General features: G+C 60.6%; 16 protein-coding genes. 9 read left to right on the top strand and 7 right to left on the bottom strand.

All coding sequences use genetic code 11. From position 1 onward, the window contains the following. Both LOY31_RS21030 and LOY31_RS21025 read right to left on the bottom strand, forming a co-directional pair. Window positions 1-2,289: a hypothetical protein gene (locus LOY31_RS21030; protein WP_258712166.1), complete on the bottom strand. Its 2,289-nt coding sequence runs from the start codon at window positions 2,287-2,289 to the stop codon at window positions 1-3. An 11-nt stretch (window positions 2,290-2,300) separates the two neighbouring features. After that, on the bottom strand, window positions 2,301-4,154 hold the full coding sequence (locus LOY31_RS21025) for a hypothetical protein (RefSeq protein ID WP_258712165.1): 1,854 nt from the start codon (window positions 4,152-4,154) through the stop codon (window positions 2,301-2,303). A gap of 219 nt (window positions 4,155-4,373) precedes the next feature. Here LOY31_RS21025 and LOY31_RS21020 point away from each other — a divergent pair, with 219 nt between their 5' ends. Further along, window positions 4,374-6,836, top strand: coding sequence for an EAL domain-containing protein (locus LOY31_RS21020; protein ID WP_007950901.1), 2,463 nt, complete (start codon window positions 4,374-4,376; stop codon window positions 6,834-6,836). Window positions 6,837-6,882: 46 nt separating this feature from the next. Further along, window positions 6,883-7,677, top strand: a complete 795-nt coding sequence (locus LOY31_RS21015; RefSeq protein ID WP_007950902.1) for a TenA family transcriptional regulator — start codon at window positions 6,883-6,885, stop codon at window positions 7,675-7,677. Between the two features lie 63 nt (window positions 7,678-7,740). On the opposite strand, the gene LOY31_RS21010 is transcribed toward LOY31_RS21015, so the two are convergent. The 5 genes from LOY31_RS21010 to LOY31_RS20990 form a co-directional block, all read right to left on the bottom strand. Further along, entirely contained in the window at window positions 7,741-8,667 is a 927-nt protein-coding gene (locus LOY31_RS21010) for a GGDEF domain-containing protein (RefSeq protein ID WP_258712164.1), read from the bottom strand. A gap of 362 nt (window positions 8,668-9,029) precedes the next feature. After that, on the bottom strand, window positions 9,030-9,770 hold the full coding sequence (locus tag LOY31_RS21005) for a YciK family oxidoreductase (RefSeq protein ID WP_258712163.1): 741 nt from the start codon (window positions 9,768-9,770) through the stop codon (window positions 9,030-9,032). A gap of 80 nt (window positions 9,771-9,850) precedes the next feature. Next, window positions 9,851-10,522, bottom strand: coding sequence for an N-acetylmuramic acid 6-phosphate phosphatase MupP (mupP, locus tag LOY31_RS21000; RefSeq protein ID WP_007950905.1), 672 nt, complete (start codon window positions 10,520-10,522; stop codon window positions 9,851-9,853). A 4-nt stretch (window positions 10,523-10,526) separates the two neighbouring features. Further along, complete coding sequence (gene ubiG / locus LOY31_RS20995; RefSeq protein WP_007950906.1) at window positions 10,527-11,225, bottom strand: bifunctional 2-polyprenyl-6-hydroxyphenol methylase/3-demethylubiquinol 3-O-methyltransferase UbiG; 699 nt, start codon at window positions 11,223-11,225, stop codon at window positions 10,527-10,529. Between the two features lie 57 nt (window positions 11,226-11,282). After that, window positions 11,283-12,617 carry a TRZ/ATZ family hydrolase gene (locus LOY31_RS20990; protein WP_085607241.1) on the bottom strand — a complete coding sequence of 445 codons (1,335 nt, stop codon included), beginning with the start codon at window positions 12,615-12,617 and terminating at the stop codon, window positions 11,283-11,285. A gap of 108 nt (window positions 12,618-12,725) precedes the next feature. Here LOY31_RS20990 and mtnA point away from each other — a divergent pair, with 108 nt between their 5' ends. From mtnA to cmk, 7 genes are all read left to right on the top strand, one after another. Continuing rightward, entirely contained in the window at window positions 12,726-13,802 is a 1,077-nt protein-coding gene (gene mtnA, locus LOY31_RS20985; protein WP_011335374.1) for an S-methyl-5-thioribose-1-phosphate isomerase, read from the top strand. A 424-nt stretch (window positions 13,803-14,226) separates the two neighbouring features. Next, the gene (gyrA, locus tag LOY31_RS20980; RefSeq protein WP_127799246.1) at window positions 14,227-16,890 is read left to right on the top strand and encodes a DNA gyrase subunit A; all 2,664 of its coding nucleotides are present in this window, start codon (window positions 14,227-14,229) and stop codon (window positions 16,888-16,890) included. Between the two features lie 64 nt (window positions 16,891-16,954). Further along, window positions 16,955-18,040: a 3-phosphoserine/phosphohydroxythreonine transaminase gene (gene serC / locus LOY31_RS20975; protein ID WP_221533139.1), complete on the top strand. Its 1,086-nt coding sequence runs from the start codon at window positions 16,955-16,957 to the stop codon at window positions 18,038-18,040. Then, window positions 18,040-19,134, top strand: a complete 1,095-nt coding sequence (pheA, locus tag LOY31_RS20970; protein WP_007950913.1) for a prephenate dehydratase — start codon at window positions 18,040-18,042, stop codon at window positions 19,132-19,134. The genes serC and pheA overlap by 1 nt, the downstream gene beginning before the upstream one ends. Window positions 19,135-19,146: 12 nt before the next feature. Further along, on the top strand, window positions 19,147-20,259 hold the full coding sequence (hisC, locus tag LOY31_RS20965) for a histidinol-phosphate transaminase (RefSeq protein ID WP_221533138.1): 1,113 nt from the start codon (window positions 19,147-19,149) through the stop codon (window positions 20,257-20,259). A 28-nt stretch (window positions 20,260-20,287) separates the two neighbouring features. After that, a complete protein-coding gene (locus LOY31_RS20960; protein ID WP_258713625.1) occupies window positions 20,288-22,495 on the top strand; it encodes a bifunctional prephenate dehydrogenase/3-phosphoshikimate 1-carboxyvinyltransferase in 2,208 nt (735 codons plus the stop codon). After that, window positions 22,492-23,181: a (d)CMP kinase gene (gene cmk / locus LOY31_RS20955; protein WP_007950916.1), complete on the top strand. Its 690-nt coding sequence runs from the start codon at window positions 22,492-22,494 to the stop codon at window positions 23,179-23,181. The genes LOY31_RS20960 and cmk overlap by 4 nt, the downstream gene beginning before the upstream one ends. Window positions 23,182-23,250 lie beyond the last annotated feature (69 nt).

Below are 23,250 nucleotides of genomic sequence, written 5' to 3'. Positions count from 1 at the left end.
TCATTTCCATAGCACCTCCAGTGCGTTGGCCGTGCCGTCGTAGCCAAACTCTTTGACGATCACTGAACAACTGGTGCATGGAGGCATGGTTGTAGCCACGTCGACCGAAGCGATCATGTGGTTTTCGGGGTATTTCTTGCGAAGCACACTGATCAGTTTGGCCTCGCTGTCCAGAGAGGTCGGCCGACGGGTCAGCGCAGGCGTGTAGGTGTCGATGTCCTTTATCGTATGGGGAATCGCCACCAATTGCCCTTTGCTCGAGACTTCCAGTGAGGTTCTGTTGAAGGGCTTGTCGAAGTCGATGTTGAAGTAGGTGGTGTCGCCGATAATCACTTTGTCCGGCGCGAATGGAGGCTTGAACAAAGGCAGTTCCCCGGTCAGTCCTTGCGCTCCGGAAACGCTGACGTAAACCTCGCGCTTGCCGGTCGAAGTCACGATGTCGGCGTAGGCGATGTTTCTCGGATTCTGTCCCTGTAAACGAGACGGGAGCAGCGCCTGCAACTTGTCCATTGTCCGATTGATTTTCAGGTCGGCGCTTTGTTGGATATTGATGGTTTTCTCGCAAAACAGCGTATCGAAGATATCGGCGGTTCGTTGGCGAAAGCTGTCTGAAGCATCCCTGCTACGTGACCAGGATGCTGCACCGTCCGGCAGCCGGCTGACGATCATGCGTGTGGAATGATCGAACAACACCGCTTCACCGGGGCTGGTATCGACTTTAAGCAGTTTGAGCGTGTCGGGCGGGTTCGCATGGCCACCAATGCGAATAGCAATTTTCTCCATGGTTTCGAGGGCGCGTTCTACGGCTGGAATACCGTAGATTCTCGCCATGTTGTTGGCGTTGAGAGACCCGGTGTACACCGTCATCAGCTCACCCTTCAGATTGGCAGGCAGGGTATTGGCCTTGCGCAGCGTCAACGGAGTGGTGAGGCTCTGACCTTTGGGCAGTTCGGCGACGTAGAAGGATCCGGCGTCCAGTCGGGTGAACACATAGTGCCTTGAGTCGTCGATAGCGGGGACGATGATGGCGCCGGCCTCGAAGGTGTCGAACTGATTCCGGGTGCCGAAGGGGATATCCACTTTGATCCTCCCGTAAATCCCTTTTTGAAACGCTATTGCCGCCAAGTGTCTGCTTTTCTTTTTCAGGGACTTGAGCAGCATCGCTCGACCCGCTGTGGCCGGGGTGTAAATGCTGTCCCCGAACCAGGGTGCCCAGCCTTTATCCGTGTCGTAAGTGCCGTTGGCTGGCGTGGGGGCCGGATTGCGGGTGACATAGCTCGTTTTACAGGCGTCCGACCCCGGCATGCGCCGCACTCTGCAGGGCAGGGCTTTGAGTAGCGACTGATCATCGATCAGGTCGGCGCGGCGCAGTTGGTTGCCGTCCGGTCGATAAGGGATGTCATCAATCAGCAGGGTGGTTCGACCATCGACCTCAAGCACTTCACGAACGTGGGCGTGTTCCGGAACTTGCGCAACGACGTGGGTTTCGCTCGGGGGCAATGTCTTGAAGCCGGATCGACCTTGCGCGAGATTTTTGCCGTTGTTGCGCAGGCGCGGGCCGTAGGGCAGGGAGGTCATCGGGTCGACCAGATGAAAGCGTTCCAGTCCCGAAGAGTCTGTATGGCGCAGGAGTACATCATCAATACCGTTGACCGTCGCGAGCTGATCACCGTTCGTCAGCGGCTTCCAGTCCCCGGGATCGATGGCTTGTGGCAGATTCTGGACCAGGCGGAAGCCATCGGCCTTTCCCGTCAGTTTTCTGATGCCGACTACGCTCATTCCGCCGATGAAGAGCAGCCCTTTTCCGGCACCGCTTCCCAGTCCCTTGAGCAGCGAGGGAATACCGTCCAGTGGGTTGAGGTTCGCCAGTGAGCGGGTGAGGAGATGGCGGGCCAATGTCGAAAACGGCGGCAGCGTTGCATTGACGACCATGCGAGTGGTGCCGGCAGCGGCGCGGAGCAGGCGCACCGAACCCGAGATGAATTTGCCGATCGGGCACAGGAACGAAGCCAGGTCGAACAGCAGTCCGATCCCGCCCAGGGCTTTGCTTTTGACATCGTCGGAGAGCAGGTCCTCGATGCTGCCCCAGAAAGGAACGAACCCTTTGACGATCGTCACGAATACTTCCAGCCGTTTCTCGATCTTCGCCCTGTGGCTGTCGAAGATTGTCATGCCTCGGGCTTGCTGGCGCAGGTGTTCTTCATCGACGTAGAGGTAGTTTGTCGCGATGTAGTTGGCCAGTGCGTCCAGTCGTGATGTCAGCGTCGCAGCATCGGTCCCGGTATCCACGGAGGCTGCGGCTATAGTGCCCACGGTGTCGAGGTAGCCGATGTAGGCCCCCGGGCGGCAGGTGTCCTGCCGTGGAGATGGGCCGACCAGTCGAGCAGCAACGAAGTACTGATGTCACGCTCGGGTGAATAGGTTTGCCCGGGGATGGTGGCGTGCAAGGCAAACTCGGTCCGAACGCCATTGACGGTTGAAAACCTCAAGGTGGGTCGAAGGCGAATGACACCGGCACTCGGGATCAGCTCGTAGTAGGCAATATTTCCCTGGTGGGTCACTTTTATAACGAAGCCCTTCCTGGCCCGGGTCAGATCCGGCGGTTCGTTGGGTACTGATTTTCGACGCATCCCCAACAACTCGATTTCACCCATTGCCAATGCCTGGCGTTCGCTCGCTGGCAGTGAAGTCAGCAAGCTGGCGATCAAGGTCTGATAGGGCGGCCTGATCGTCGCCAGATATTGGTTGAAGGCGCTTTCAAACTGCGCATTGATATCCGGCAAGGACTTGCCGGCCCAACTGTAGTCATCTGCATTTACCCGTTCATAACCACCCCGCGAGTTTTCACGCTCGGCGTAGAGGACGCGCTGCTCATCCAGCCGGAGTGCTGTGGTGGATCGCGTTGTGCCGTCGGGCATGGAGACAATCCATCGCTTTTCGCCATCGAGCTGGCCGTCTGCATAGACATCCAGAAAGTCGTGGCCCTGCTGATTCTTCTGGTCCAGTGGTGCTCTTGAATGACTATGGCTCGGATCGGCAGACATCAACTTGCGTCCGTCCTTGTTGAATGTAAAACCACTGAACCGGTCAGCCAGCACGTCCCTGGCCATCTGTATCCGGTCAGGCGGGGTTGAATCCAGCGTCATCACGGCCTTGTTCAGGTTTTCGCTTTGTTCTTCCAGCGCAGTCAGCGCTCGCTTGATGTCTTCCTGATCGTGACCGGATGCCGCTCGCGCCGGGATGACGCCAGTGCACACCGCCCATTCAAGGGCGGGGCCTATTCGCAGTCGTGCAATTGTTTCCAGCTCTGCGGGGGAGGCGCCAGCACTGCGTTCCAGAGCCAGACTGACCAGTTGCTGGAAAGACAAGGGTTGAGACTGATCCAGGCCAAGCACCTCGGCCAGCAGCACGCCGTGCATGAAGTTCACCCACACGATCGACGTCTTGTAACGAAGCTCGGGCGGGATATCGCGCACGGCAAAGTCTTTCGACAGGCGATGTTGAAACACCTGGGCCAGCAGGATCGCCTCTTTGGTAGTGGCAACCCGTCGGGTACGCAGCAAATGCTGTTCGAAATCGCGGCGCAGGGTCTGGTAGCTTTTGCCCCAGTGAGCAGGGTCTTGCCAGTGGAATCCGGCGAGCTCCTGCGACTCGTCGGGAGACGGCGCATGCAAATGCAGGCAGATGGCTTTGCATGACAACTGATAGCGCACGGACGACGGCGTCTGTTCGCCGGGGGATGCACCGAACCATTTGAGCCTTTTCAGCAGCCGTTCTGTCAGGTCCAGTGATTCGGGGGAATTCAGTACTCGCTGGAGGAAAACCGAAGGGGTCGCGCGCAGTTCATCCGTGTCGGCGAGCCGCAGGATATCGCCACTCAAATGACGGATCAGCGAAGGTTTGCCGATCAAAAAGGTTTTGACCGTGTCGAGCATTCGTTCATTGATGCGTTGTGCCAGGTACTGTTCGAGGCTCATGGCGGGTGTAATAGCCGGTGTTGCGACTCGGGCTGCCTTGAACCTTTTGCGGTCCCGGCCGGTCGGTTGGGGAATCAGGGATTCGATATCCGGGCCGGTATCCAGTCCAAGCGCCTCGATGGCGCTGGTTTCTGCGGTTGTCGATAGATCGGTTGAAGCCGAAGACGTCGAGGGCATGTCACACTCCTTGTGAAGGCATTCCCGTTACAGAGGGGGGAGACCTGAAGTGCCCAGTAAATCGATGCCGCCAGCGACCGTGGCTGTACATATGTCTATCCGGCGTTTGTCCTGAACTGAGGCGGATCCGCCGCTTGCCGGAAACCCGAACGCCTCCTAGTCTTTGGGGGTTGGTCTGATAGAGACGGACAATCAGGCAGTGACCACGCAAGGAACTCCATGAAGCAAAAGCGGACTCTCGGAACGCCTCGGTTGCTGGGCATCGTCTGGCCATTTATCGCCGTCGTGTTGTTTCAAGCCTTGTTGGGGGGCGTGAGTCTTTACGTCCTGTCGGCCGTTCGCGGCTATGTCGCTGGTGAAAGCCTTTGGTCCAAGGGCCAGAAAGACGCGATCTATTACCTCAATCTCTACGCGGACAGTCGCGACGAGGCGATTTACCTTAAATACCAGAACGCCATTGCCGTGCCTCAGGGCGGCCATCAATTGCGCTTGGCGCTGGACAAGCAACCGCCCGACCTGCAGGCGGCGCGTGAGGGCATTCTCAAGGGCGGCAACCACCCGGATGATGTTTCCAGTCTGATCTGGCTGTATCTGAACTTTCGTCACTTCAGTTATCTGGAAACCGCCATCGACCGCTGGACGCTGGGCGACGCCTATCTGGTGGAACTCGACGGCGTGGCGCAGGAGATGCATCAACGTATCACTGCCAATGCCGCCACCGAGGCTGATATCCACCGCTGGAAAGACCGGATCTTTGCAATCAATGACGGCGTGACCCCGGCCGCCAAGGCGTTCAGCGATGCCTTGGGTGAGGGCTCGCGGATGATTCTGCGACTGCTGCTGTTCACCAACCTTGCCACCGCGCTGGGCCTGATCGTGCTGGCGCTGCTGCGTACCCGCAAGTTGCTCAAGCAACGGCATGCCTTCGCCGAAGCGCTGCAACTGGAAAAGGATCGGGCCCACGTCACCCTACATTCGATTGGCGACGGGGTGATCACCACCGATGTGAGCGGGGCGATCGACTACATGAACCCGGCGGCCGAGGCGTTGACTCACTGGAAGGCCGAGCAGGCTGCCGGTCTGCCACTGGCGGCGTTGTTCAACTTGCTGGATGACAACGCCCAGACCGAAGGGCTGACCCTGATCGAACACATTCTCAGCGGCCAGCTCACCGGCGGCAGCGAACACTCGAAGCTGATTCAGCGGCTGGACGGCAGCACCGTGTCGGTGACTCTGGTCGGCGCGCCGATCCGCAATGCCGGCAAGGTCAGCGGAACGGTGCTGGTGCTGCACGACATGACCCAGGAGCGGCAATACATCGCCAATCTGTCGTGGCAGGCCACCCACGATGCGCTGACCGGCCTGGCCAACCGTCGCGAATTCGAATACCGCCTCGAACAGGCCCTGCACAACCTGACGCGGCAGGCCGGGCGACATGCGCTGATGTTCCTCGATCTCGATCAGTTCAAGCTGGTCAACGACACCTGCGGGCACGCGGCAGGCGATGAGTTGCTGCGGCATATCTGCGCGTTGCTGCAATCGGGCTTGCGTGAGGGCGACACCCTGGCGCGGCTGGGCGGCGATGAATTCGGGATCCTGCTGGAGAACTGCGCACCGGAGGCGGCCGAGAAGATCGCCGAGAGCTTGCGTCAGACCGTACAGAACCTGCATTTCGTCTGGAAGGGACGGCCGTTCCTGACCACCGTCAGCATTGGTCTGGTGCACGTCGCACAGAACCCGACCACCCTCGAGGCCTCACTGCGGGCCGCCGACATGGCCTGCTACATGGCCAAGGAAAAGGGCCGCAACCGGGTGCAGGTCTACCATGCCGACGACTCGGAACTGTCCCTGCGTTTCGGCGAGATGGCCTGGGTGCAGCGCCTGCACATGGCCCTGGAGGAAAACCGCTTCTGTCTCTACGCCCAGGAAATCGCCCCACTGGGTTCGGTTGCCGGTGGCACTCGCGGGCACATCGAAATTCTGCTGCGCCTGCATGACGAAGCGGGCCGGATGATTCTGCCGGACAGTTTCATACCGGCGGCAGAACGTTACGGTTTGATGACGTCGCTGGATCGCTGGGTTGTGCAGAATGTATTTAAGGTAATTGCCCAATGTATTAACGAAGAGTGCGAAGGCCCTCTGGCAATGTGTGCGATTAATCTTTCAGGCATTACTATCGGAGATGACGCGTTTTTGCACTTTCTACGCGAGCAGTTTGATAACTACGGCGTACCGCCTGAAATGATTTGTTTTGAAATTACAGAAACCAGTGCCATTGCAAATCTCGGGAGTGCAATCAGATTTATTAATGAACTCAAAGGCTTGGGTTGTTATTTCTCACTCGATGACTTTTGTGCCGGAATGTCTTCATTCGCTTATCTGAAACATTTGCCTGTAGACTTCCTGAAGATCGACGGGAGTTTCGTAAAGGATATGCTGGACGACCCGATTAACCGTGCAATGGTCGAAGTGATCAATCACATCGGGCATGTCATGGGTAAGCAGACAATTGCCGAGTTTGTCGAAACAGCGCAGATCGAGCAGGCATTGCTTGAAATCGGCGTGGATTACGCTCAGGGTTATGTTGTGGAGCGTCCGCAGTTGTTTACCTGTGACAGTTTGCAAAGTCGGCCCGCCAGACCGCAGCCGTTGTTATTCAAGGCGCCTGGCACGTTCCGTTGAAGTCTCTTGCCGATCCGTACAATCACAAATCAAAAGGAGCCGAACAGTGATCGACACATTCAACCGAACCGGACCACTCATGGAAGCTGCAAGTTATCCCGCCTGGGCGCAACAGTTGATCCAGGATTGCAGCGAGAGCAAACGCCGGGTTGTCGAACATGAACTTTATCTGCGCATGCGTGATAACAAGCTCAGCGCCAAAACCATGCGCCAGTACCTGATCGGGGGCTGGCCCGTCGTTGAGCAATTCGCGTTGTACATGGCGCAGAATCTCACCAAGACCAAATTCGCCCGTCATCCGGGTGAAGACATGGCGCGGCGCTGGTTGATGCGCAACATTCGCGTCGAACTCAACCACGCCGATTACTGGCTGCACTGGAGCCGGGCCCATGGGGTGAGCCTGGAAGACCTGCAAGCGCAGCAAGTGCCACCGGAGTTGCACGCCCTGAGCCACTGGTGCTGGCACACCAGTTCGGCGGATTCACTGATCGTGGCCATCGCGGCCACCAACTACGCCATTGAAGGCGCGACCGGGGAGTGGTCGGCGCTGGTGTGTTCGACGGGTGTCTACGCCGCGGCCTTCCCTGAGGAAGATCGAAAGCGGGCCATGAAGTGGCTGAAGATGCACGCCCAGTACGATGATGCCCATCCGTGGGAGGCGCTGGAGATCATCTGCACCCTGGCCGGGTTGAACCCGAGCAAAGCCTTGCAGGCGGAGCTGCGACAGGCCATCTGCAAGAGCTACGACTACATGTACCTGTTCCTCGAACGCTGCATGCAGCTCGAACTGTCGGAGCGGGTGTTAGTCGGGCGTGAACGTCGGGCGCTGGTCGAAAGCTGATTTCGGCGACATCCATAAAAAAAACGGGAGCCTTGGCTCCCGTTTTTTGTTGGCGGCGAATAGTCAGCCCGCCATGGTCAGGCGATTGCGGCCCTCGCGCTTGGCGACATACAGCGCGCTGTCGGCGCGGCGCAACAGGCTGTCGGCGGATTCGCCCGGCAGCAGGGTCGAGCAGCCGAGGCTCACGGTCAGTTCGATCAACTGATTATTGGCGTAGTAATCCTGGGCCTGTGCTGCCTGACGCAGGCGCTCGCCGACCATGGCGGCCGCATCGCGGCCGGTGTTGGACAGCAGGATCAGAAACTCTTCCCCGCCATAACGGAACACCATGTCGACATTGCGCAACTGGCCCTTGATCGACGCGGCCACGGCTTTGAGGACGTCATCGCCGGCGCTGTGACCATGAAGGTCGTTGACCTGTTTGAAGTGGTCGATATCCAGCATCAGCACCGACAGTGGCTGCAGGTGCCGGCGCGACATTTCGATTTCTCGCAGCAACGTCTGCTCCATCGCAATGCGGTTACCGGCTCCGGTCAACGGATCCCGCAACGCGCTTTGTGTGGCGGCGCGGTACAGCAGCGCATTGCGCATCGGATAAAGCAGGGCCGACAACAGTGATTCGAGATTGCCCAGTTCCTGTTCGCTGAAGCGCTGGTTACGGCGGAACACCAGTTCACCCATGTGCTCGCCTTCGTGGCTCAGGCTATAGCTGGCCGAGTGATGGCCGCGGGCGCCGAATTCCAGGCGCAGGTCGCTGCCGTTGTGCACGTAGGTCAAGGCGTCCAGCGGCACCAGGCGCTGAACTTCGCGGAAAAACAGACCGAGGATGCGTTGAGGCTCAAGGCTGGTTTGCAGTTGCAGGCTCATTTGCTGGCGCAATTGCGCCAGGCTGACAGGTCGCGCCAGGAGAGGTGGCTGCTGACCAAAGCCCAGGCGTTGCAATTTGGCACTGTCGAAGTCAATTGCAGTGGTCTGGGAGGGTGATTTCATATGGCGTGAGCCCCTAAGCAGTAAGTCTGTCTTACAGGCTGGGTGAGAGCGGCTATGGGCTGCGCGTCATACTGATCCATCAGTCCCGTAGGACATTTGGCGTAAGTTTAGTCTGCCCGATGACGATTAGTCAGCTATCGAATCAGGCCTTGCCCGACTGCCTTCACACGGCGTGCTTTGAGGAAATGTAGAGCGAAAGTCGTGCCATACGGTTCATATTTTATTAAAACCGTTTTGAATCAATGGCTTGAAATTTTTGCGGAAGGAGGTGCGGTGGTTATTTGACTGAATTTGCCGCGCTCAAAGCGGCAATTGCATGCCGCGACGGTATTCCGCCACGGCAACAAATGCGACGTATGGCATTACTGGGCGTTGAAGGCCTGGCCATTGATACCGGTGCTGTCCGGGCCCATCAGGTACAGATAGACCGGCATGATTTCTTCCGGAGTCGGGTTGTTCAGCGGGTTTTCACCCGGGTAAGCCTGGGCGCGCATGCTGGTGCGGGTGGCGCCGGGGTTGATGCTGTTGGAGCGCACCGAAGCGACGTTTTCGACTTCGTCGGCGAGGGTTTGCATCAGGCCTTCGGTGGCGAACTTGGACACGCCATAGGCGCCCCAGTAAGCACGGCCCTTGCGCCCGACGCTGCTGGAGGTGAACACCACCGAGGCATCCTGCGACAGTTTGAGCAGCGGCAGCAGGGTGCTGGTCAGCATGAACATCGCGTTGACGTTGACCTGCATGACGCGCATGAAGTTTTCACCGGACAACTGCTCGATCGGCGTGCGCGGGCCGATGATCGAGGCGTTGTGCAGCAGGCCGTCGAGGTGGCCGAACTCGGTCTCGATCATCGCCGCCAGCTCATCGTATTGATGGGGCAGGGCGGTTTCGAGGTTGAACGGGATCACGGCCGGCTGCGGATGCCCGGCCGCTTCGATCTCGTCGTAGATCTGGGTCAGGTTGGCTTCGGTCTTGCCCAGCAGCAGCACAGTCGCGCCGTGGGCGGCGTAGGTCTTGGCGGCAGCCGCGCCGATGCCGCGACCGGCACCGGTGACCAGAATGACCCGATCCTTGAGCAATTCGGGGCGAGCGGAGTAATCAAACATAAGAAACCTCTAATCCATTAACTTCTGATCGTTCCCGCGTCTTGCCCGGGAATGCAGCGATGGTCGCTTTGCAGCACCACTCAGCAACTGCACAGCGCGTTGTCGAGCACCTTGCGCAACTCCAGCGGATGATCCACCACCACGTCCGCGCCCCAGTGCCGAGGGTTGTCGTCGGGGTGAATGTAGCCATAGGTCACGGCAGCGGTTTTGGTGCCGGCGTCACGGCCGGATTCGATATCGCGCAGATCATCGCCAATAAACAGAACGGTCGACGGATCCAGATCAAGCATCTTGCAGGCAAGGGTCAGCATCTCGGGATCCGGCTTGCTGTTCTTCACGTGATCCGGGCAGATCAGCAGCGCCGAGCGCTCGGCCAGCCCCAGTTGCTGCATGATCGGCTCGGCGAAGCGCAGCGGCTTGTTGGTGACCACGCCCCAGATCAGATGGGCTTTCTCGATGTCGGCCAGCAATTCGCCCATGCCGTCGAACAGCTTGCTGTGCACGGCGCAACCGACGAGATAGCGCTCGAGGAACTCCAGACGCAATTCCTCGAAGCCCGGCGACTCCGGATCCATCGAGAACGTCACCGCGACCATGGCCTTGGCGCCGCCGGAGATTTCATCGCGAATGTGTTTGTCGTTCATTGGCGGCAAGCCACGATCCGCGCGCATCGCCTGGCAGATGGCGATGAAGTCCGGCGCGGTGTCGAGCAGAGTGCCGTCCATGTCGAAAAGGACTGCTCTGATGGCCATCGGCTTACTCCTCGCGCAGGGTCTGGATCATGTAGTTGACGTCAACGTCCGCCGCCAGTTTGTAGTGCTTGGTCAGCGGGTTGTAGGTCAGGCCGATGATGTCCTTGACGGTCAGGCCGGCCATGCGGCTCCAGGCACCCAGCTCGGACGGGCGGATGAATTTCTTGAAGTCGTGGGTGCCGCGCGGCAGCAGCTTCATGATGTATTCGGCGCCGACGATGGCGAACAGGTACGCCTTCGGGTTGCGGTTGATGGTGGAGAAGAATACCTGGCCGCCGGGCTTGACCATGCGGAAGCAGGCGCGGATCACCGAGGACGGGTCCGGTACGTGTTCGAGCATTTCCAGGCAAGTGACGACGTCGAACTGCTCGGGCATTTCTTCGGCCAGGGCTTCGGCGGTGATCTGGCGGTATTCGACGTTCACGCCGGATTCCAGCTGATGCAGCTGCGCGACCGCCAGTGGCGCCTCGCCCATGTCGATGCCGGTCACGGTTGCGCCGCGCTGGGCCATGGCTTCGCTGAGAATGCCGCCGCCGCAACCGACGTCGAGGACCTTTTTGCCAGCCAGGTTGACGCGCTCGTCAATCCAGTTGACCCGCAGCGGGTTGATGTCGTGCAGCGGTTTGAACTCGCTTTCGCGGTCCCACCAGCGATGGGCCAGGGCTTCGAATTTGGCGATTTCGGCGTGGTCGACGTTGCTCATGATTCAATCCTCTAAAACTTGAAAAAGGCTGTAGCCCCGGAGTTTGCCCCAGGGTGTTTACGATTCGGTGTGGCCGCTGATGCGTCGGCCCCAGGCCCGGGCGGTTTCGCCGAGCTGTTGTTCGTCCAGTCGGGTCAGGCGGCGGTCGTCGAGCAACTGCTTGCCGGCGACCCACAGGTGTTTCACGCAGTCGCGACCGGTGGCGTATATAAGCTGCGAAACCGGGTCATAGACCGGTTGTTGCGCAAGACCGGACAGGTCGAAGGCGACGATGTCGGCTGCCTTGCCGAGCTCCAGCGAGCCGGTCTCGGCTTCGATCCCCAGGGCTCGCGCGCCGTTCAGCGTGGCCATGCGCAGCGCCCGGTGGGCGTCCAGCGCGGTGGCCGAGCCGGCGACGGCTTTGGCCAGCAGGGCGGCAGTGCGGGTTTCACCCAGCAGGTCCAGGTCATTGTTGCTCGCCGCGCCATCGGTGCCGACCGCGACGTTGACCCCGGCCTGCCACAGGCGCTCCACCGGGCAGAAGCCGCTGGCCAGCTTCAGGTTCGACTCCGGGCAATGGATCACACTGGTGTTGCTTTCTACCAGCAACGCCAGGTCGTCATCGCTGATCTGGGTCATGTGCACGGCCTGGAAGCGCGGGCCCAGCAGACCGAGACGACCGAGGCGGGCCAGCGGGCGTTCGCCGCGCTGTTCGACCGCTTGCTGCACTTCGAACGCGGTTTCGTGGACGTGCATGTGGATCGACGCATCCAGCTCTTCGGCGATCACGCGGATTTTTTCCAGGTTCTCGTCGCCCACGGTGTAGGGTGCATGAGGGCCGAAAGTGATCTTGATGCGCTCGTGATGCTTCAGGTCGCCGAACAGTTCGACGCCCTGACGAATGGCTTCATCGGCGCTGGCGGCACCCGGAATCGGGAAGTCGAGGATCGGAATCGCGATCTGCGCGCGGATTCCGCTGTTGTGCACGCGCTCGCTGGCAACCTTCGGGAAGAAGTACATGTCCGAGAAACAGGTGATGCCACCTTTTATCTGCTCGGCGATGGCCAGATCGGTGCCGTCACGCACAAAATCTTCATTGACCCATTTGCCCTCGGCCGGCCAGATGTGGTTCTCCAGCCAGGTCATCAGCGGCAGATCGTCGGCCAGGCCACGGAACAGCGTCATCGCGGCGTGGCCGTGGGCGTTGATCAGGCCGGGGCTCAGCAGAACGTCCGGCAGTTCGCGGACTTCGGCGGCGTTACACTTCAGCGCTTCGGCACGCGGGCCGATAAACACGATGCGACCGTCGCGGATGCCCAGGCCATGCTCCTTGAGCACAACGCCTGCGGGTTCGACGGGTACCAGCCAGGTCGGCAGCAATAATAAGTCGAGCGCAATGGCAGGTTTCGGCATCGAGGGTCGGTTCCAGTGCTTTTGTAAAGGATGGCGAAGTATACCCGAGCGTCTTCGCGGGGGGATCGCTATAATCGGCGGCTTTTGTTCATGAGTGCGGGGTGAGGGATGCGCGATCGACTGTTGGCTGCGGAGAAAGTAAAGGCCATCGATTGGCGTGATGGCGCGCTCCACCTGCTGGATCAGCGCGTTTTGCCGTTCGAGGAAAACTGGATCGCCTACACCAGCGCCGCCGGCGTGGCCGAGGCAATTCGTTCGATGGTGGTGCGCGGTGCGCCGGCCATCGGTATCAGTGCGGCCTACGGCATCGTGCTGGCGGCCCGTGCCCGGATTGCCGAAGGTGGCGACTGGTATGCGGCGCTGGAAGAGGATTTCATGTTGCTGGCCGATTCCCGGCCGACCGCGGTGAACCTGTTCTGGGCGTTGAACCGCATGCACGACCGGCTGGACCGTTTGAAGGAAAACGCCGATCCGCTGGCGGCGCTGGAAGCTGAAGCCATCGCGATTCATGAAAGCGATCGCGAAGCCAACCTGACCATGGCCCAGCTCGGCGTCGACCTGATCCGCAAGCATCAGGGCAATGCCCAGGCGATTCTCACTCACTGCAACACCGGCGCCCTGGCCACCGGCGGTTTCGGTACGGCGCTCGGAGTCATTCGCGCGGCGTTCATCGAAGGCATGGTCGAACGTGTCTACGCCGATGAGACCCGGCCGTGGCTGCAAGGCTCGCGCCTGACCGCGTGGGAACTGGCCAACGAAGGCATTCCGGTGACCCTGAACGCTGACTCCGCCGCTGCGCACATCATGAAAACCAAAGGTGTGACCTGGGTGATCGTCGGCGCCGACCGGATCACCGCCAATGGCGACGTGGCGAACAAGATCGGCACCTATCAACTGGCGGTCAACGCCATGCACCACGGCGTGCGTTTCATGGTGGTGGCACCGAGTTCGACCATCGACATGAATCTGGCCAGCGGTGATGACATTCCGATCGAAGAGCGCGACGGCGCCGAGTTGCTGGAGGTTGGCGGCAAGCGCGTCGGGGCTGACGTTGAAGCGTTCAACCCTGTGTTTGACGTAACCCCGGCAGATCTGATCGATGCGATCGTCACCGAAAAAGGCATCGTCGAGCGCCCGGACACCGCGAAGATGGCGCAGTTGATGTGCCGCAAGCGCTTGCATTGATTGGCTTGATGTCCGCGTTGTCCTCTTCGCGAGCAGGCTCGCTCCCACAGGTTTTGTGATCGCCACAGAACCTTGTGGGAGCGAGCCTGCTCGCGATGGGGCCTTGAAAGTCAATAAACATCCGCAATTTCGTCCCGAAATTTGCATTCAGGGAAGCTCTGAGCCTCTCTCGTCCCCGTTAAGCCTGTCATCGGTCATCTAACTATGCTCCATGCGCATCTGGGGGATAGGTGCGTGGCGGCTCTTGTGATAACATCCGGCGTTTTCCGAGGCAGTCCCACGGGGTTGTCTTCACTGCGCAAATCCAGGGTCAACTTGTCGATTTGTCGTAAGTCGGCGCATGGCACTCGGCCTGCATCGACGAGCTTCGTGCGTCCCCTATGGATATGGCGAAGTTTCACCAGAAAAAGGAATCAGGCTTCTCATGGGCGAACTGGCCAAAGAAATCCTCCCGGTCAATATCGAAGACGAGCTGAAACAGTCCTATCTCGACTACGCGATGAGCGTGATCGTCGGCCGTGCACTGCCGGATGCGCGCGATGGCTTGAAGCCCGTGCACCGTCGCGTGCTGTTCGCGATGAGCGAGCTGGGCAACGACTTCAACAAGCCGTACAAGAAATCTGCCCGTGTCGTTGGTGACGTGATCGGTAAGTATCACCCGCACGGTGATACCGCGGTGTACGACACCATCGTCCGCATGGCGCAGCCTTTCTCCCTGCGTTACCTGCTGGTCGACGGACAGGGCAACTTCGGTTCGGTGGACGGCGACAACGCCGCGGCCATGCGATACACCGAAGTGCGCATGACCAAGCTGGCGCACGAGCTGCTGGCCGACCTGCACAAGGAAACCGTGGACTGGGTGCCGAACTACGACGGCACCGAGCTGATCCCGGCAGTCATGCCGACCCGCGTTCCGAACCTGCTGGTCAACGGTTCCAGCGGTATCGCCGTGGGCATGGCGACCAACATTCCGCCGCACAACCTCGGTGAAGTCATCGACGGTTGCCTGGCCCTCATCGACAACCCCGAGCTGACCGTCGATGAGCTGATGCAATACATTCCCGGTCCGGACTTTCCGACTGCCGCGATCATCAACGGTCGCGCCGGCATCATCGAAGCCTACCGCACCGGCCGTGGCCGCATTTACATGCGCGCCCGCTCGATCATCGAAGACATCGACAAGGTCGGTGGTCGTCAGCAGATCGTTATCACCGAACTCCCTTACCAGCTGAACAAGGCGCGTCTGATCGAGAAGATCGCCGAGCTGGTAAAAGAGAAGAAACTCGAAGGCATCACCGAACTGCGCGACGAGTCCGACAAGGACGGTATGCGCGTCGTGATCGAGCTGCGTCGCGGCGAAGTGCCCGAGGTGATCCTCAACAACCTCTACGCCCAGACCCAGCTGCAATCGGTATTTGGCATCAACATCGTTGCGCTGATCGACGGCCGTCCGCGGATCCTGAACCTCAAGGACCTGCTGGAAGCCTTCGTCCGTCACCGTCGCGAAGTGGTTACCCGCCGTACCGTGTTCGAACTGCGCAAGGCGCGCGAGCGTGGTCACATCCTCGAAGGTCAGGCCGTTGCCCTATCGAACATCGACCCGGTGATCGCCCTGATCAAGGCTTCGCCGACGCCGTCGGAAGCCAAGGAAGCGCTGGTCAGCACGCCGTGGGAATCCTCGGCTGTGGTGGCGATGGTGGAACGTGCCGGTGCCGATTCGTGCCGTCCGGAAAACCTCGATCCGCAATACGGTCTGCGCGACGGCAAGTACTTCCTGTCGCCGGAACAGGCGCAAGCCATTCTGGAGCTGCGTCTGCATCGTCTGACCGGTCTGGAACACGAAAAGCTGCTGGCCGAGTATCAAGAGATCCTCAACCAGATCGGCGAGCTGATCCGCATCCTCAACAGCGCCGTGCGCCTGATGGAAGTGATCCGCGAAGAGCTGGAAGTGATCCGCGCCGAATACGGCGACGTGCGCCGCACCGAAATCCTCGATGCCCGTCTCGACCTGACCCTGGGTGACATGATCCCGGAAGAAGAGCGCGTCGTGACCATCTCCCACGGTGGCTATGCCAAGACCCAGCCGCTGGCTGCGTACCAGGCCCAGCGTCGTGGCGGTAAAGGCAAATCGGCTACCGGCGTGAAGGATGAGGACTACATCGCTCACCTGCTGGTCGCCAACAGCCACACCACCCTGCTGCTGTTCTCCAGCAAGGGCAAGGTGTACTGGCTGAAGACCTACGAAATTCCGGAAGCGTCCCGTGCCGCCCGTGGTCGTCCGCTGGTCAACCTGCTGCCGCTGGATGACGGTGAATACATCACCACCATGCTGCCGGTCGAGGAATACACCGAAGGTCACTACATCTTCATGGCTACCGCCAACGGCACCGTGAAGAAGACCCCGCTGGAATCCTTCAGTCGTCAGCGCAGCGTCGGTCTGATCGCGCTGGAACTGGACGAAGGCGACGTGCTGATCTCCGCGGCCATCACCGATGGCGAGCGTGAAGTGATGCTGTTCTCCGACGGTGGCAAGGTCACCCGCTTCAAGGAATCCGACGTTCGTGCCATGGGCCGTACTGCCCGTGGTGTGCGCGGCATGCGTCTGCCGGAAGGGCAGAAGCTGATTTCGATGCTGATCCCGGAAGAAGGCAGCCAGATCCTCACCGCTTCCGAGCGTGGCTACGGCAAGCGCACCGCGATCACCGAGTTCCCTGAGTACAAACGTGGCGGCCAGGGCGTGATCGCCATGGTCAGCAACGAGCGTAACGGCCGTCTGGTCGGTGCGGTTCAGGTGCTCGACGGCGAGGAGATCATGCTGATTTCCGACCAGGGCACGCTGGTGCGTACCCGTGTCGACGAAGTTTCCAGTCTGGGTCGTAACACCCAGGGCGTGACCCTGATCAAGCTTGCCAAGGATGAAACCCTGGTCGGTCTGGAGCGGGTCCAGGAGCCGTCGGAAGTCGAGGGTGAAGAGTTTGAAGGTGAAGAAGGTGTCGAGCTGGAAGAAGGCGTGATCGGCGCCGAACCGGACGATGCGGTCGACAACCTGCAGGCGGACGCCGCAGACGAAGAAGAGTCGCAAGACTAACCAAATCGTAGCAGGGCAGAGTGTTTGCTCTGTCCGCTACCGTGATTGCATAGCGAGAGTGGATGTGAGCAAACGAGCCTATAACTTCTGCGCAGGTCCCGCTGCGCTGCCTGAAGCTGTCCTGTTGCGTGCCCAGTCCGAGATGCTCGACTGGCACGGCAAGGGTCTGTCGGTCATGGAAATGAGCCATCGCAGTGATGACTACGTGGCCATCGCCGAGAAGGCCGAACAAGACCTGCGCGACCTGCTGTCCATCCCCTCCAATTACAAAGTGCTGTTCCTGCAGGGCGGTGCGAGCCAACAGTTCGCCGAAATTCCGCTGAACCTGCTGCCTGAGAACGGCACTGCCGACTATGTCGAAACCGGCATCTGGTCAAAAAAAGCCATCGAGGAAGCGCGTCGCTTCGGCAACGTCAATGTTGCCGCCAGCGCCAAGCCTTATGACTATCTGGCCATCCCTGGCCAGAACGAGTGGAAGCTGACTCCGGGTGCGGCCTATCTGCACTATGCGTCCAACGAAACCATCGGCGGCCTGCAGTTCGACTGGGTTCCCGAGGCTGGTGACGTTCCGCTGGTGGTCGACATGTCATCCGATATCCTCTCGCGTCCGATCGATGTGTCGCAGTACGGCCTGATCTACGCCGGCGCGCAGAAGAACATCGGCCCGAGCGGTCTGGTCGTGGTGATCGTCCGTGAAGACCTGCTGGGTCGCGCCCGCAGTTCGTGCCCGACCATGCTCGACTACAAGATCTCCGCCGATAACGGCTCGATGTACAACACCCCGGCGACCTATTCCTGGTACCTCTCGGGCCTGGTTTTCGAGTGGCTGAAGGAGCAGGGTGGCGTCGCCGCGATGGAGCAGCGCAACAAGGCGAAGAAAGATCGCCTGTACGGCTTCATCGACAACAGTGACTTCTATACAAACCCGATCAGCGTCAACGCCCGGTCGTGGATGAACGTGCCGTTCCGTCTGGCTGACGAGCGTCTGGACAAGGCGTTCCTGGCCGGCGCCGACGCCCGTGGCCTGCTCAACCTCAAGGGCCATCGTTCGGTGGGCGGCATGCGTGCCTCGATCTACAACGCCCTGGGTCTGGACGCCGTCGAAGCGCTGGTTGGCTACATGGCTGAATTCGAGAAGGAGCATTCCTGATGTCCGAGCAGGAGCTCAAGGCGCTGCGCGTTCGCATCGATAACCTGGATGAGAAGATCCTCCAGCTGATCAGCGATCGCGCGCGCTGCGCCGAAGAAGTTGCCCGGGTCAAAATGGCCAGCCTGGCCGAAGGCGAGCAGCCGGTGTTCTATCGCCCTGAGCGTGAGGCACAGGTCCTCAAGCGCGTGATGGAGCGCAACAAGGGGCCGCTGGGCAACGAAGAGATGGCGCGCTTGTTCCGCGAAATCATGTCTTCGTGCCTGGCCCTCGAGAACCCGCTGAAAGTGGCTTATCTCGGTCCGGAAGGTACCTTCACTCAAGCGGCGGCCATGAAGCACTTCGGTCACGCAGTGATCAGCAAGCCGATGGCGGCAATCGACGAAGTGTTCCGTGAAGTGGCGGCCGGTGCGGTGAACTTTGGCGTGGTGCCGGTGGAGAACTCCACCGAAGGTGCGGTCAACCACACCCTCGACAGCTTCCTCGAGCACGACATGGTGATTTGTGGCGAAGTCGAGCTGCGGATTCACCATCATCTGTTGGTCGGTGAAAACACCAAGACCGACAGCATCAGCCGCATCTATTCCCATGCCCAGTCGCTGGCCCAGTGCCGCAAGTGGCTGGACGCCCATTACCCGAATGTCGAGCGTGTGGCGGTGTCCAGCAACGCCGAAGCGGCCAAGCGGGTCAAGGGTGAGTGGAACTCGGCAGCGATCGCCGGTGACATGGCAGCCGGGCTGTATGGCCTGACCCGTCTTGCCGAGAAGATCGAAGATCGTCCGGACAACTCCACGCGCTTCCTGATGATCGGTAACCAGGAAGTGCCGCCGACCGGCGACGACAAGACTTCGATCATCGTATCCATGAGCAACAAGCCCGGCGCGCTCCATGAGCTGCTGGTGCCGTTCCATGACAACGGGATCGACCTGACCCGGATCGAAACCCGTCCGTCGCGCAGCGGCAAATGGACCTACGTGTTCTTCATCGACTTCGTCGGTCATCACCGTGATCCGCTGATCAAAGGTGTATTGGAAAAGATCAGTCAGGAAGCAGTAGCACTCAAGGTGCTGGGTTCCTACCCGAAAGCAGTTCTTTAAGGGGTGGTAGCAATGAGTGGCAACTTCCTCGCTCTGGCACAGCCGGGCGTGCAACAACTTTCGCCATACGTGCCGGGCAAGCCCGTGGACGAACTGGCGCGCGAGCTGGACCTGGATCCGGCAAGCATCGTCAAGCTGGCGAGCAACGAAAACCCGTTGGGCGCGAGCCCGAAAGCGCTGGCCGCGATCCGCGAAGCGCTGGACGAGCTGACCCGTTATCCGGACGGCAACGGTTTTGCCCTGAAATCCCTGCTGGCCGAGCAATGCCGTGTCGAGCCGAACCAGGTGACCCTGGGCAACGGCTCCAACGATATTCTCGAACTGGTCGCGCGCGCCTATCTGGCGCCGGGCCTGAATGCCGTGTTCAGCGAGCACGCGTTCGCGGTCTACCCGATCGCGACCCAGGCGGTCGGCGCTCAGGCCAAGGTCGTTCCGGCCAAGGATTGGGGTCATGACCTGCCGGCGATGCTGGCGGCCATCGACGCCAACACCCGTGTCGTGTTCATCGCCAACCCGAACAACCCGACCGGCACCTGGTTCGGCGCCGAAGCGCTGGACGAGTTCCTGCAGGACGTGCCGGAGCATGTGCTGGTTGTTCTGGACGAGGCTTACATCGAATACGCCGAAGGCAGCGATCTGCCGGACGGTCTGGATTTCCTCGCGGCTTATCCGAACCTGCTGGTCTCGCGCACGTTCTCCAAGGCCTACGGTCTGGCGGCGCTGCGCGTTGGTTACGGCTTGTCCACCCCGGTGGTGGCGGACGTGCTGAACCGTGTACGCCAGCCGTTCAACGTCAACAGCCTGGCCTTGGCCGCGGCATGTGCGGCGCTGAAGGACGAGGAATATCTGGCGCAGAGCCGTCAGCTCAATGAATCCGGCATGCAACAGCTGGAAGCGGGTTTCCGCGAGCTGGGCCTGAGCTGGATTCCGTCCAAGGGCAACTTTATCTGTGTCGATCTCGGTCAGGTGGCGGCTCCGGTGTTCCAGGGCCTGCTGCGCGAAGGCGTGATCGTGCGTCCGGTGGCCAACTACGGCATGCCGAACCATCTGCGGGTGACCATCGGTCTGCCGGCGGAAAACAGCCGCTTCCTCGAAGCGCTGCGCAAGGTTCTGGCTCGTGGGTGATGTCACTGCGCTGCAATCTGCTGCACCTATGATCGGGCGCCTGGTGGTGGTCGGTCTGGGGTTGATCGGTGGTTCGTTTGCCAAAGGCTTGCGTGAAAGCGGCGTGTGCCGCGAAGTGGTCGGGGTCGATCTCGACCCGCAATCGCGCAAGCTGGCGGTCGAGTTGGGCGTGGTGGATCGCTGCGAAGACGACCTGGTGGCGGCTTGCCAGGGCGCGGACGTGATCCAGTTGGCGGTGCCGATCCTGGCCATGGAAAAAGTGCTGGCCCGTCTGGCCAGTATGGATCTGGGGCAGGCGATCCTGACGGATGTCGGCAGCGCCAAGGGCAATGTGGTGCGCGCGGCGACCGAAGCGTTCGGCGGCATGCCGGCGCGTTTCGTGCCGGGCCATCCGATTGCCGGCTCCGAGCAGAGCGGGGTGGAAGCCTCCAACTCGGAACTGTTCCGCCGTCATAAAGTGATTCTGACCCCGCTGGAGCAGACCGATCCGGCTGCCCTGGCGGTGGTTGATCGCTTGTGGCGCGAGCTGGGCGCCGACGTCGAGCACATGCAGGTCGAGCGTCACGATGAAGTGCTGGCCGCGACCAGTCATCTGCCGCACCTGCTGGCCTTCGGTCTGGTCGATTCGCTGGCCAAGCGCAATGAAAACCTTGAGATCTTCCGTTACGCTGCGGGCGGTTTCCGTGATTTCACAAGAATCGCCGGAAGCGACCCGGTCATGTGGCATGACATCTTTCTCGCCAACCGCGAGGCTGTCCTGCGCACACTCGATACATTTCGCAGCGACCTCGACGCCTTGCGCGACGCGGTCGATGCAGGGGATGGGCACCAATTGTTGGGCGTCTTCACGCGCGCCCGGGTTGCCCGCGAGCATTTCAGTAAAATCCTGGCCCGCAGGGCCTATGTGGACGCTATGAATTCCAACGATCTGATTTTCCTGGCTCAACCTGGTGGCCGCCTGTCCGGTCGGATTCGCGTACCGGGTGACAAATCGATTTCCCACCGTTCGATCATGCTCGGTTCCCTGGCTGAAGGCGTCACCGAAGTCGAAGGCTTCCTCGAGGGCGAAGATGCTCTGGCGACCTTGCAGGCGTTCCGCGACATGGGCGTGGTCATCGAAGGCCCGCATCACGGCCGTGTGACCATCCACGGTGTCGGTCTGCACGGTCTGAAGCCTGCGCCGGGCCCGATCTATCTGGGCAACTCCGGCACTTCGATGCGCCTGCTGTCCGGCCTGCTGGCCGCGCAGGACTTCGACAGCACCCTGACCGGTGATGCTTCGCTGTCCAAGCGCCCGATGAATCGCGTCGCCAACCCGCTGCGGGAAATGGGCGCCGTGATCGAAACCGCTGCCGAAGGTCGTCCACCGATGACCATTCGTGGCGGTCACAAGCTCAAAGGCCTGACCTACACGATGCCGATGGCCAGTGCTCAGGTTAAGTCCTGCCTGCTGCTGGCGGGTCTGTACGCCGAAGGCAAGACCACCGTTACCGAGCCAGCCCCGACTCGCGATCACACTGAGCGCATGCTGCGCGGCTTCGGCTACCCGGTGAGCGTCAACGGTGCCACGGCATCGGTTGAGTCCGGCGGCAAGCTGACCGCGACCCACATCGAAGTGCCGGGCGACATCTCGTCTTCGGCATTCTTCCTGGTGGCCGCGTCGATCGCCGAAGGTTCGGAGCTGGTGCTCGAACACGTCGGCATCAACCCGACCCGTACCGGCGTGATCGACATCCTGCGCCTGATGGGCGCCGACATCACTCTGGAAAACCAGCGTGAAGTGGGCGGCGAGCCGGTTGCCGACCTGCGTGTGCGAGCGGCTAAACTCAAGGGTATCGAGATTCCGGAAGCGCTGGTTCCACTGGCGATCGACGAATTCCCGGTGCTGTTCGTGGCCGCGGCCTGTGCCGAAGGGCGCACCGTGCTGACCGGCGCCGAAGAGCTGCGGGTCAAGGAGTCGGACCGTATCCAGGTCATGGCGGACGGTCTGCTGGCGCTGGGCGTCAAGTGCGAACCGACTCCGGACGGCATCATCATCGACGGCGGCCAGATCGGCGGCGGCGAAGTGCATGGTCATGGCGATCACCGCATCGCGATGGCTTTCAGCGTGGCCTCGCTGCGCGCCACGGCACCGATCCGCATCCATGACTGCGCCAACGTCGCGACATCGTTCCCGAACTTCCTGGCGCTGTGCGCACAGGTCGGCATTCGTGTGGCGCAAGAGGCTCAGTCGTGAACAACATTGCACCGGTCATCACCATCGATGGGCCAAGCGGCTCGGGCAAAGGCACCGTAGCCGGGATTCTGGCCAAGCGTCTGGGCTGGAACCTGCTGGATTCCGGTGCGCTGTATCGCCTTTTGGCGTTTGCTGCGCACAACCATGGTGTCGACCTGACCAATGAAGAGCTGCTGAAGAAACTGGCCGCTCATCTGGATGTGCAGTTCATCGCGGCGACCGACGGTCAACTGCAACGCATCATTCTGGAAGGTGACGAAGTCAGCGATGTCATCCGTACTGAAAGCGTCGGTTCCGGCGCTTCTCAGGTGGCTGCATTGCCGGCCGTGCGCGAGGCGCTGCTGCAGCGCCAGCGTGCTTTCCAGGAAACCCCGGGCCTGGTGGCCGATGGTCGGGACATGGGCACGGTGGTTTTTCCGAATGCGCCCCTGAAGATTTTCCTCACCGCCAGTGCCGAGGAGCGGGCTCGCCGTCGATATTTGCAGTTGAAGGGCAAAGTCGAGGGTGTTAGTCTGTCGAGTCTGCTAGATGAGATCCGTGCGCGCGACGAGCGTGATACCCAGCGAGCGGTGGCCCCGCTCAAGCCGGCGGCTGACGCCATACAGCTGGATTCCACGGAGTTGTCCATCGATCAGGTGCTGGAACGCATCATGAGCGAGATCGCCATTCGCGATATCGCCGGGTGACCAGGAAGGCCGCAGGGGACCAGTCATAGTCCTGCGGTGGCTTCCTTTAAATGAAACTGACCCGCATCG

The organism is Pseudomonas sp. B21-021 (assembly GCF_024749205.1).
Classification (GTDB): Bacteria; Pseudomonadota; Gammaproteobacteria; order Pseudomonadales; family Pseudomonadaceae; genus Aquipseudomonas; species Aquipseudomonas paraglycinae.
The sequence above is the reverse complement of the archived record's forward strand: the minus strand, read 5'-3'. Positions and strand labels throughout refer to the sequence as shown.

Coding starts and splice junctions, on each gene's coding strand:
- LOY31_RS21025 (WP_258712165.1), bottom strand. CDS start 4,154: ATGCCCTCGACGTCTTCGGCTTCAACCGATCTATCGACAACCGCAGAA.
- LOY31_RS21020 (WP_007950901.1), top strand. CDS start 4,374: ATGAAGCAAAAGCGGACTCTCGGAACGCCTCGGTTGCTGGGCATCGTC.
- LOY31_RS21010 (WP_258712164.1), bottom strand. CDS start 8,667: ATGAAATCACCCTCCCAGACCACTGCAATTGACTTCGACAGTGCCAAA.
- LOY31_RS21005 (WP_258712163.1), bottom strand. CDS start 9,770: ATGTTTGATTACTCCGCTCGCCCCGAATTGCTCAAGGATCGGGTCATT.
- mupP (WP_007950905.1), bottom strand. CDS start 10,522: ATGGCCATCAGAGCAGTCCTTTTCGACATGGACGGCACTCTGCTCGAC.
- ubiG (WP_007950906.1), bottom strand. CDS start 11,225: ATGAGCAACGTCGACCACGCCGAAATCGCCAAATTCGAAGCCCTGGCC.
- LOY31_RS20990 (WP_085607241.1), bottom strand. CDS start 12,617: ATGCCGAAACCTGCCATTGCGCTCGACTTATTATTGCTGCCGACCTGG.
- mtnA (WP_011335374.1), top strand. CDS start 12,726: ATGCGCGATCGACTGTTGGCTGCGGAGAAAGTAAAGGCCATCGATTGG.
- gyrA (WP_127799246.1), top strand. CDS start 14,227: ATGGGCGAACTGGCCAAAGAAATCCTCCCGGTCAATATCGAAGACGAG.
- pheA (WP_007950913.1), top strand. CDS start 18,040: ATGTCCGAGCAGGAGCTCAAGGCGCTGCGCGTTCGCATCGATAACCTG.
- hisC (WP_221533138.1), top strand. CDS start 19,147: ATGAGTGGCAACTTCCTCGCTCTGGCACAGCCGGGCGTGCAACAACTT.
- LOY31_RS20960 (WP_258713625.1), top strand. CDS start 20,288: ATGATCGGGCGCCTGGTGGTGGTCGGTCTGGGGTTGATCGGTGGTTCG.